The organism is Streptomyces sp. NPDC006476, from assembly GCF_040612015.1.
Classification (GTDB): Bacteria; Actinomycetota; Actinomycetes; order Streptomycetales; family Streptomycetaceae; genus Streptomyces; species Streptomyces griseorubiginosus_B.
Window position 1 is genome coordinate 1 of the sequence record NZ_JBEXPK010000154.1, and the last position, 8,343, is coordinate 8,343.

6 protein-coding genes are annotated in these 8,343 nt (G+C 70.8%); 3 read left to right on the forward strand and 3 right to left on the reverse strand.

Annotated features, from left to right (window positions below; genetic code table 11):
- Positions 1-204: 204 nt before the first annotated feature.
- From ABZZ74_RS51365 to ABZZ74_RS51375, 3 genes are all read right to left on the reverse strand, one after another.
- Positions 205-795 carry a TetR family transcriptional regulator gene (locus ABZZ74_RS51365; protein ID WP_356951021.1) on the reverse strand — a complete coding sequence of 197 codons (591 nt, stop codon included), beginning with the start codon at positions 793-795 and terminating at the stop codon, positions 205-207.
- A gap of 148 nt (positions 796-943) precedes the next feature.
- Entirely contained in the window at positions 944-2,026 is a 1,083-nt protein-coding gene (locus ABZZ74_RS51370; protein ID WP_356951022.1) for a substrate-binding domain-containing protein, read from the reverse strand.
- Between the two features lie 11 nt (positions 2,027-2,037).
- Positions 2,038-4,551 carry a SpoIIE family protein phosphatase gene (locus tag ABZZ74_RS51375; protein ID WP_356951023.1) on the reverse strand — a complete coding sequence of 838 codons (2,514 nt, stop codon included), beginning with the start codon at positions 4,549-4,551 and terminating at the stop codon, positions 2,038-2,040.
- 495 nt (positions 4,552-5,046) lie between these two features.
- Here ABZZ74_RS51375 and ABZZ74_RS51380 point away from each other — a divergent pair, with 495 nt between their 5' ends.
- Genes ABZZ74_RS51380 through ABZZ74_RS51390 form a run of 3 tightly spaced genes read left to right on the forward strand, consistent with a single transcriptional unit; the run spans position 5,047 to position 8,164 of the window.
- On the forward strand, positions 5,047-6,087 hold the full coding sequence (locus ABZZ74_RS51380) for a substrate-binding domain-containing protein (RefSeq protein WP_356951026.1): 1,041 nt from the start codon (positions 5,047-5,049) through the stop codon (positions 6,085-6,087).
- Between the two features lie 17 nt (positions 6,088-6,104).
- The gene (locus ABZZ74_RS51385) at positions 6,105-6,887 is read left to right on the forward strand and encodes an ATP-binding cassette domain-containing protein (protein WP_356951024.1); all 783 of its coding nucleotides are present in this window, start codon (positions 6,105-6,107) and stop codon (positions 6,885-6,887) included.
- Positions 6,888-6,892: 5 nt separating this feature from the next.
- Positions 6,893-8,164: a sugar ABC transporter permease gene (locus ABZZ74_RS51390; RefSeq protein WP_356951025.1), complete on the forward strand. Its 1,272-nt coding sequence runs from the start codon at positions 6,893-6,895 to the stop codon at positions 8,162-8,164.
- The last annotated feature ends 179 nt before the right edge of the window (positions 8,165-8,343 follow it).

Below are 8,343 nucleotides of genomic sequence, written 5' to 3' on the forward strand. Positions count from 1 at the left end.
TGTGTTGTTTTTTTTCCCTCTGTGTCCATCACCCCCCCCCGCCCCACCCCCCACCTTTACCCACCCCCCCGCGGCGTTCTGGGGGGGGGGGGGGGGGGGGGGGGGGGGGGCCGCCCCCCCCCCACCACCCGACTTTCTGATGTGGCCGCCATCCGACGAGGGGGCGGCCAGTGCCGGTGAGCGCGCGCTCACCGGCGACTCGCCTCACTCGTCCTTGGCGGCGAGGCTCATGAGGTGCTCGCCGGTCAGGCGGAGCACCTCACGGGTGTTCTCGCTGTTACGGTCGGCCAGCCAGCACAGCGTGACGCCGTCCAGCACCGCGTTGAGGTAGCGGGCCAGAACGGGAAGGGGCACCGTCCACTTGATGCCCGCGCTCTCGGCAGCTTCCGCGAGGAGCTGCTCGTGGACTTCCAGGTAATGCTCGTACTGCCGACGGGCCAGATCCTCAAAGCCCTCCTGGCGCAACGCGTAGTGGGCGAGTTCGTACCCCACCTGGTGCTCTCCCGGGCTGAGCTCGACTCCCTCCCAGAAGGCGAAGAGGCTCCTGGCGATGCGTGCGCCGAGGTCGCCCTCTCCCTCGAACACGTTCCGGGCCGTGGCCACGCCGCTGTCCGTGATGCGGGTGATGACTTCCTGGAGGAGTTCCTCACGTGAGTTGAAGCAGTAGTGGAAAACGCCCAGCGGCATCTTCGCCTCGTTAACGACAGCACGTGTCGTGGTCTTGACGACTCCGTCGCGGACCATGACGCGGAACGCCGCGGCGATGAGTTCTTCCCGTCGATCCTTCGCTGCCATGCGAGACATTCGGTCCACCGTTCCGTCAAGAGTGAAATGCTCACCCCTATGCTAACCGCCGTCTTGGACGATCGACCAACTTTGATTTCGGCCATCACGGGACTCGACGGATCAAGGGAACAGCGGCCCGCCAGGAACCGAGGGTCCTCTACTCGGTGAGGCCAATGCGGGCGCAGGCCGTCCGGAGGCCGCCGCAGATCTGGTCGATCGTGTAGACGTGGTCCTTGACCAGGGTCTGCTCGATGTTGTCCTTCGTCACCGCGCGCGGGGTGAGCAGGACCGAGGGAATGTTCCGGGCGGTGGGACTGTCCGTGGTCGTCGGGGCGACGGTGCGCAGATCGTGGCCGCGGCCCAGCGCGACGGCCAGCTCGGCGGCCGCGGCCGCTTCCGTGCGGAACGGCTTGTAGACCGTCATGTACTGCTCGCCCTTGACGATACGGCGTACGGCGTCGAGGTCGGCGTCCTGGCCGGTGACCGGCGGGAGAGCCGTGACGCCGGCGCTCTTGAGTGCGGCGATGGCGCCCGCGGCCATGGCGTCGTTGGCCGACAGGACGCCGTCGATCCCGTTCGGGCCGAGCGCGGCGATGGCGGCGGACATATGGGCGTGGGCGTTCTCCGTGCTCCATCCCTGAGTGTCGTAGGCCCTGCCGATGCGCACCTTGCCCGCGAGGACGGAGAGCGCGCCCTGGCGGTACCAGGCCGCGTTGGGGCTGGTCGGGTCTCCGTTGAGCATCACGATCTGCCGGGCCTTGGCAGTCCCCATGGCGTCGAGGAGCGCCTCGCCCTGGAGCCTGCCGACCTCGCCGCCGTCGAAGCTGACGAAGCCGGAGATCGGGCCTTCCGCGAGCCGGTCGTAGGCGACGACCGGTACGCCCGCAGCGCGGGCCTCGCGGATCGAGGAACGCACGGCTTTGGTGTCCGCGGCATCGAGGATCAGGACCTTGACCCCCTTGGTGATCATGGAGTCCATCTGTGCTCGCTGCCGGGCCACGTCGTCGTCGGCGTTGGCGTACTCCAGGGTGCAGTGCGGGCACAGCTCCTTCACCCGCTGCTCGATCAGTGGTTTGTCGGAGCTCTCCCAGCGGGGCAGCGACCGGCTCGGCAGCAGCAGGCCCACGGCGAAGCCGTTCGCGCCCGCCTTGCCGTCGCCCTCGTCCCCGCAAGCCGCCTGGGACAGCGTCAGGAGTACGGCGAGGAGCGCCGCGAGGAGGTGCGCTCTGCGGAAGGTCACGGCTGGCCCCCTCAAAGCGTTCCGGTCCCGGAGACCCCAGGACCCGGCTCGTGCGGTACGACGATCTCGCTCCACACCTGCTTGCCGCCCGCCACCGGCGTCGTGCCGAAGGACTCCGACATCGCCTCGACCAGCATCAGGCCCCGGCCGCCGGTGGACTCCCAGTCCACGATCACCGGCTTGGCGGGCGCCCGCGGCGAGGAGTCGGTGACGGCGACCCGGACCCGGTCCCCGCGCAGGACCACATCGAGGCGGACCGGGCCCTGGGTGTACACCAGAGCGTTGGTGACCAGTTCGGACACGACCAGCAGCACCGCGTCGGCCACCTCCTCGGCCTGCCAGTTGCGAAGGGTGCGCGCCGTGAAGCGGCGGGCGTGCATGACGGCGTCGGGCAGCCGCCACACCACCCAGCCGGCCCGTGTGGGACGGGTCCCCATGCCGTCGTAGCGCAGCAGCAGCAGTGCCACGTCGTCCTCGCGGCGGCCGACGTCGCCGAGCAGCTCGTCGGCCATGCGGCCGAGGTCCGCCGGATTGGCCGCGGCGAGTGCGCCCCGGGTGAGGTCCATGCCCTCGTCCACGGGCAGGCCGACGGCCTCGACCAAGCCGTCGGTGACCAGGGCCAGCACGGTGCCGGGCGACAGCGCGACCGCGGTCATGGGGAACTCCGCGTCCTCGAGGATGCCGAGCGGGAGTCCGCCCTCGACCTCGATCTCCTCGGTGCTGCCGTCGGGTAGCCGCACCAGCGGTGCGAGGTGCCCGGCCCGTACGAACAGGGTGTTGCCCTCCTCCATGTCCAATTCGGCATAGCAGCAGGTGGCGAAGAGATCGGTCTCCATGCCGACGAGGAGGCGGTTGGCGTGGCTGACGACCACGTCGGGCGGGTGCCCCTCCACCGCGTAGGCCCGGACCGCCGTACGCATCTGCCCCATGATCGTCGCGGCTCCGGCGCTGTGTCCCTGTACGTCCCCGATGACCAGCGCCACCCGGTCCTCGGACAGGGCGATGACGTCGTACCAGTCGCCGCCCACCTGCAGGCCCCGCCGGGCGGGCAGATAACGGGCCACGGCCAGTCCGCCGGGCAGTTCGGGCAGGCGGCGGGGCAGCAGGCTGCGCTGGAGCATGGTGGCAAGCTGCTGCTCGGCGTCGTGCTCGTGGGCCCGCTTGAGGGCCTGTCCGGCCAGGGCCGCGGTGGCGGTCAGCAGGGACCGCTCGTCGGGCTCGAACTCGTGCGGCTCGTCCCAGCCGACCAGGCACACCCCGGCCACCTGTCCCCTGGCCGGCAGGGGCAGTACGGCCAGGCCTCCGGTACCGACGCCCTCGAGGCCAGGTTCGAAGGCGGTGCCGGCGGGCCACAGGTCCATCCGCCCGTCCTGCAGGGCCAGTTGCAGGGTGGGCAGGGCGCCCAGGGGCGCGTCGGGCCACTCCGTGCGCCACTCGTCGCGCAAGGCCTTGGGCCAGGCGTCGGGCTGCGGCGGGTCCAGCACGGTGACCATGAGCCGCTCGCCCTGCAGTTCGGCCAGCGCCACCCGGTCGGCGCCCAGCGGCTCGCGCAGCGCGGCGACCACGACGCGGCTGACGTCGCGGACGGTGTCGGCGTCGTCCAGGGCGGCCGTGAGCCACTGGATCCTGGAGACCTCGTCCGCGCTGCGGCGCAGCACCGAGGTGGCCGTCACCACGCCCAGCACCAGCTCAGGCCGGTCCTCGGTGGCCTCCAGCACCCGGCAGCTCAGGCTCAGCCAGCGCATCTCACCGGTGGGACCACGGACGCGGAACTCCAGCTCACGCCGGCCGAACGTCTGGGTGGCCGGCTCCAGGACCGACACCAGGGCGTGCATGTCCTCCGGAAGGGCGTGCGCGAGCAGGGTGTCCGCCTTGCCGTCGAAGTCGTCCGGGGTGATGCCGACGAGTTCGAGGAGGGTCCGGTCCGCCTCGATCCGGCCGGTGTCCGGCAGCAGCACGAAGGAGCCGACGCGCAGACTGCGCAGGGCGGTGTCCAGCAGCGCCCACGGCTCGGGCCGGCCGACGACGGAGGGCAACAGGTGGGCGACCGCGTCGGCGTACCGCTCGAGGAAGTGCCGTTGTTCGGCGGAGAAGCCGTCCGACCCGGTCCCCACCACGACGAGGCAGCCGAGCCGCTCGCCCTCGCTCCTGAGGGGCAGCGCGCCGAGCGACGCGTCCGCTCGCGGCGTGGGCCCGCCCTCGGGGTAGGCGGCCAGTGCGGCCGGAGCCAGCCACAGCGGCCGGTCGGCGCGCAGCGCGTGCTCCGCCGGTGAGCCTCCGGGCAGGTGCAGATGCTCGGGCAGCCGGTAGTCGGAGGCGGCCCACCGGGCCGTCTCGGCCAGCCGTAGCTCCCGCTTGTCGGCGCCGCCGGGTACGTACACCGCGGCCAGGGCCACCCCGGCGAAGGCCAGGGCCCGCTCGCCCGCCGCCCGCGGACCCGGAGGCGGCGCACCGGTGTCCGCGGTGTCGGCCCCGGATACACCCGGTCCGGACACTGCGGCCCGGATGGCGCCGTCATGAGGCATGTCCGCAACCTACTTCCCGTCTGTACCACAGACGCGACTGAGATCGGGCCCCCACACCAGAATTGCATATACGGGCAAACCCACAGAGTCGCCGATCGCCCCGCCGGGTGCCACACTGGCGGCATGGTCGTCTCGCCGCGTCTACGCGGCACGTTCCTGGCGGACCTCTAGCGTCGGCGCCCGGCCGTACCCGTGGAATGTGAGGAGGCCGGCTATCGCCATGCTCGACGACATCGCCACCGGTACCGGGCCGGCCGGGCGCAGGCCCCGCATCGCCTGGGCGGCCGTCCGTGCCGACGTGGCCGCCCGGCCCATACGGGCTCGTACCGTCGCAGGGCATCGGTCGTCGTGCGTACGGGCCGACCGGACCACGCACGAATCCGGGTCGCCGCTCTACACGCGCTCCTTCGCCCCACGCGCACGACGCCGGCGAAGGAGGTCTTTCGGGTGAGGGCCGACATACGGCACGTGGTGCTGATGTTGGGCGTGATCCCGATGGCCGTGGCTCTCGCCGCCTGCGGGTCGGGTGGCGGCGACCCCGACGGCCAGAGCGCGCCGCGGATCGGTCTGCTGCTGCCAGACGCCACCACGGCCCGCTGGGAGGCACAGGACAGGCCCCTGCTGGAGAAGAAGATCAGACAGCTGTGCGCCGACTGCGTGGTCGAGCACGCCAACGCCAAGAACGATGTGGCGATCCAGCAGGAGCAGATGGACTCGATGATCACCAAGGGGGTCGACGCCATCGTGCTCGTGGCCGTGGACGCCCGATCGCTGGCCAACGAGGTCAGGGACGCGGCCCAGGCGGACATCCCGGTCATCGCCTACGACCGCCTCGCTGAGGGCCCGATCTCCGGCTTCGTCTCCTTCGACGGCCAGGAGGTCGGCAGACTCCAGGGCCGGGCCCTGCTGAGGGCGATGCATGACGACAGCGCGGGCAAGCGGCAGATCGTCATGATGAACGGCGATCCCAGCGACCCCAACGCGGCACAGTTCAAAAAGGGCGCCCTGTCCGTGCTCGCGGGCCGAGTGAAGATCGGCAAGGCCTACGACACGCTGCAGTGGCGGCCGGAGACCGCGAACATGAACATGTCCGGCGCGCTCTCCGCCCTCGGGGTCGCCAACATCCACGGAGTGTACGCCGCCAACGACGGGCTGGCCGCCGGGAGCATCTCCGCGCTCAAGGCGAACAAGGTCGACCCGCTGCCCCCGGTCACCGGGCAGGACGCCGAACTCGGGGCTGTGCAGCGCATCGTCGGCGGCGAGCAGTACATGACCGTGTACAAGCCCTTCGGTCCCGAGGCCTCGGCCGGGGCCACCATGGCCGTGACCGCGGCCCATGGTGCCGCCCTCGACCGGGTCGCCAAGGACACCGTGCGACCGACCGGCGGCAAACAGGTTCCGGCCGTCATGCTCACACCCGTCCCGGTGACCGTCGGCAACATCAAGGACACGCTGGTGAAGGACGGCGTCTACACCGTCGGGCAGATCTGTGTGCCCCGGCTGGCGAGCGCGTGCAGCAAGGCCGGACTGACCTGACAAGCCCCGGGAAGGAGATGATGTCCGTGTCGGCTCCCCCCTTGCTGGCGCTGCGCGGGGTGTGCAAGCGCTTCGGTGTCGTCGAGGTCCTGCGGGACGTCGAGCTGGAGATCAAGGCCGGGCAGGTGGTCGCCCTGCTCGGCGACAACGGGGCCGGCAAGTCCACCCTCGTCAAGGTGATCTCCGGCGTGGCCCCCGCGGACCGGGGCGTCATCGAGTGGGAGGGCCGACCGGTCCACATCAGACGCCCGCACGACGCCCGGGACCTCGGCATCGCCACCGTCTACCAGGACCTCGCGCTGTGCGGGAACCTCGACGTCGTCGGCAATCTGTTCCTCGGCCGGGAGATCCGCAGGTTCGGGTTCCTCAACGAGATGGAGATGGAGAGCCGTACCCTCGAACTTCTCAAACGCCTGACCAGGACCGTCCCGAATCTGCGCGCCCCGGTGGTGTCGCTCTCCAGCGGCCAGCGGCAGACGGTCGCCATCGCCCGCTCGCTGCTCGGCGAGCCCCGGGTGCTGCTGCTGGACGAACCGACCGCGGCGCTGGGATTCGAGCAGACCACCGAGGTCCTGGACCTCGTCGACGCGCTGCGCGACCGCGGTATGGGCGTGCTGCTGATCAGCCACAACATGGGTGACGTGAAGGCGCTGGCGGACCGGGCCGCGGTGCTGCGGCTCGGCCGCAACAACGGCTTCTTCAACGTCCACACCGCCTCCCAGGAACAGATCATCTCGTCCATCACGGGCGCCACGGAGAACATGCCGCGCCGGCCGCCGGCGCACGAGGCGGGGTGGTGAGGGGGATGCGCCGTATGGAGGACAACCAGTCGGCGGAGTCCGCCGCACCCGCCGCCACGACGCGCCGGCCGCGGCTGCGCCACGCCGTCGCCCACGCCGCGAAGGGCGGCGCGGCCTCCTTCCGGAGCAGGCTGCGGGCCGGGGAGACGGGCTCGCTCCCCGTGGTCCTCGTGCTCGCCACGGTGTGGATCATCTTCCAGTCCCTCAACACGAACTTCCTCTCGCCGCGGAACCTGTCCAACCTCAGCGTGGACATCGTGGGCACGGGGCTGATCGCGGTCGGCATCGTCTTCGTGCTGCTGATCGGTGAACTCGACCTGTCGGTCGGCTCGATCAGCGGCCTCGCGGCGGCCGTCTTCGCGGTGCTGAACGTGAACAACGGTGTGCCCGAATGGCTGGCCCTGATCCTCGCGGTGCTCACCGGTTCGGCGGCGGGAGCCGTGCAGGGCTTCTCCTGCGCCAAGACCCGGGTGCCGGCGTTCGTCGTCTCGCTCGCGGGGCTGCTCACCTGGAACGGGCTGATGCTCTACATCCTCGGCACCAGCGGCACGATCAACCTCGCCGAGAACGGCTTCCTCGCCGATCTGACCAGCTACTACTTCACCAACGACGCCGTCGCCTACAGCTTGGCGGCGCTCGCGGCGGGCTCGGTCTTCCTGGTGTCGTACCTGGACCTGCGCCGCCGCACGGCGGCGAACATGCCGCACCGCTCGCTGAGCGAGATCGCCGTACGCACGGGGGCGCTCGCGGTGGTCGCGTTCGCCTCGGCGTATCTGCTCAACCGGTTCCAGGGGCTGCCGCTGGCCCTGCTCATCTTCCTCGTGGTGGTGACGGGGCTCGACATCCTGCTGCGCCGCACACACTACGGACGGCAGGTGTACGCCCTCGGCGGCGGCGTCGAGGCGGCCCGGCGCGCCAGCCTCAACGTGACCGGGGTCCAGACGGCGGTGCTCGCGGTGTCGGGCACCATGGCCGCGGTCGGCGGCCTGTTCCTGGCCTCGCGTATCACTTCGGTGAGCCAGAGCTCGGGCTCCGGCGTGCTGCTCCTCAACGCCGTCGCGGCGGCCGTCATCGGCGGCACGAGCCTGTTCGGCGGGCGCGGTACGACCTGGTCCGCGGTGCTCGGGATGCTGGTCATCCAGTCCATCGCCTCGGGCATGGCGATCACGGACACCCCCACCGCGATCCAGTTCGTCATCACGGGCGGCGTCCTGTTCGCCGCCGTACTCATCGACGCCCTAACACGACGCTCACAGGAGGCACACGGACGCGCCTGACGGCCGTTGCCAGTCCGTCACACCTGCAGTTTCTGCAACCCATGCCGCCCGGTGAGAGCGTCAGGGGGCCATTCTTGATGTCTGCTAGTGCCGCATCAGGCAACGTTCGCCCTGTCGTGGTGTGTCGTCCAGTTGCTGCGCCGGGAAGCGCCAGACGGCCACAATGATCACGTGGCTGA